This window comes from Mesorhizobium sp. M7A.F.Ca.ET.027.03.2.1, from assembly GCF_003999175.1.
Classification (GTDB): domain Bacteria; phylum Pseudomonadota; class Alphaproteobacteria; order Rhizobiales; family Rhizobiaceae; genus Mesorhizobium.
Genome location: NZ_RZOM01001391.1, coordinates 1 through 1246, shown reverse-complemented (window position 1 = coordinate 1246; position 1246 = coordinate 1). Strand labels below are relative to the sequence as shown.

The following is a 1246-nucleotide window of genomic DNA, read 5'->3' as shown; positions in this document are numbered from 1 at the left end:
CTCTACGACCGGGTGGCCATTCCGGCCGATTCTTTTGCCAGGACGGTGGTGTTCGCCATGAGCCAGCCTGACGAGGTCGACATCAACGAGATATTGTTCCGGCCGACGGCGCAGGAATACTGAAGCCGTTGTAGGTGTCTTGACGCGCCGCTCTTCCTGTTCCAGCTTGGCGCCATGTTCGTCCTCGCGCCCACCAAGCGACGCCGCCCCTGCACAGTGCGGAGCGGCAGACTGATTGCGCGACGACAAAGACCGGCAGGATAGACCCGGTTCGTTCGTTTCCAGCCCCGCCCGCGACACCGCCGGCGGGGTTTTCATGTCTGGAGCACTTTGATGACCAACAATTTTTCCATCCGGCTTCGGCCGGCCGAGCCCGCTGACGCCGCCGCGATCCGGGATATCGTTCGTGCCGCCTATGCCAAATGGGTGCCGGTGATCGGCCGCGAGCCGCTGCCTATGCGCGCCGACTATGACAAGGCCGTTGCCGAGCATCCGTTCGATCTCGCCGTCGAGGATGATCGGATCGTCGGGATGATCGAAACCGTGCTGGCCGAGGATCACCTGTGGATCGAGAATGTCTGCGTGGCACCGGATGCGCAGGGCAGGGGGATCGGCCGGCTGTTGCTGGAGCTTGCCGAGCGCAAGGCGATCGAAGCAGGACGTGCCGAGCTTCGCCTGCTGACCAATGGCGCGTTCGCGGCGAATGTGTCGCTGTACAAGAGGCAGGGCTATATCGTGGACCGGGAAGAGCCGTTCATGAACGGTATGACGGTATACATGAGCAAGAAGCTCGCGGGATCACCGGCGATTTGAGGAAGGAGTTCGATAATGGCTGCCAGGGTCAGGCTTAGACAACTCCCAGGGTTTTACGCGGTTTCCCGGCTGGCGGCGGGGGAGACCATCCCCGGTTGGGCGGACGGGCCAGGCTTCGTCAGCATCACAAGGACTGACGACGAGCTTTCGATCGTTTGCCTGCAGGACCGCGTGCCGCATGCCGTCAAGCAGGATATCGACTGGGTGGCCTTCAAACTCGTGGGCCCGTTTGCCTTCGACGAAACCGGTATCGTGCTCTCGGTCATCAGGCCGTTGTCGGAAAACGGGTTGGGCATCTTCCTGGTGTCCACTTTCGATGGCGACCATCTGTTGGTGAAAGCGACGGATCAGGCCGCGGCGAGGCGGTTTCTGGTCGAGGCCGGGCATATCCTGCTGTAGTCCATCGTCACCAAGCCGGTTGCTGGCCCAACCG

At 62.1% G+C, this 1246-nt stretch carries 2 protein-coding genes and 1 pseudogene; all 3 read left to right on the top strand.

Features of this window, described 5'->3' with window-relative positions; genetic code table 11:
* A pseudogene (locus EN750_RS41215) lies at positions 1-123 on the top strand (oxidoreductase); the annotation flags it as partial.
* A 210-nt stretch (positions 124-333) separates the two neighbouring features.
* Positions 334-813 carry a GNAT family N-acetyltransferase gene (locus tag EN750_RS34950; RefSeq protein ID WP_127399323.1) on the top strand — a complete coding sequence of 160 codons (480 nt, stop codon included), beginning with the start codon at positions 334-336 and terminating at the stop codon, positions 811-813.
* Positions 814-828: 15 nt separating this feature from the next.
* Positions 829-1212, top strand: coding sequence for an ACT domain-containing protein (locus EN750_RS34945; protein WP_127399322.1), 384 nt, complete (start codon positions 829-831; stop codon positions 1210-1212).
* The last annotated feature ends 34 nt before the right edge of the window (positions 1213-1246 follow it).